Here is a 536-nt window from a genome sequence, read left to right as displayed (position 1 = left end):
TAGATTTATTTGAAGAACAGGTTAGAAAGACACCAAATAATATTGCTGTTGTTTTTGAAGAAACAAAACTGACGTATCAGGAACTTAATGAAAAATCCAATCAATTGGCTTTTTGCATTTCTTCTGCATACACTATTAATAAAGAAGATATTGTAGGTGTATTTTTGCCTAAATCCGATTCTAGTATTATTGCTGTACTGGCGATCTTAAAGTTAGGTGCTGTTTATTTGCCAATAGATACCCATTATCCGCAGGAAAGAATTGATTTTTTAATTCAGGACAGCAGCTTAAAGTTATTGGTTGCAGATGATTCTGATTTACAAATTGACAAATGTAATGTGTTCAATATTAAGTCAGTAAGGTTAGAGGATTATAGTAATGAAAACATTAATATAAAGTTTTCTTCTCGAAATCTAGCCTATCTCATTTATACTTCAGGTTCTACAGGACAGCCAAAAGGCGTTATGGTGGAGCATAGCAGTAATGTCAACATGTCCTTGGATCAGATTAAAACCTTTGGAGTCACCCAAAACGAC

The 536-nt window shown here is 33.2% G+C and carries 1 protein-coding gene; it reads left to right on the top strand.

Annotation, left to right across the window (positions count from 1 at the left end):
- Positions 1 to 536: AMP-binding protein (locus DM397_RS00460; RefSeq protein WP_162615431.1), on the top strand; the 536-nt coding region annotated here is incomplete at both ends.

This window comes from Flavobacterium nitrogenifigens, assembly GCF_003254565.1.
GTDB lineage: Bacteria > Bacteroidota > Bacteroidia > Flavobacteriales > Flavobacteriaceae > Flavobacterium > Flavobacterium nitrogenifigens.
This window is presented reverse-complemented; position numbering and strand designations above follow the sequence as displayed.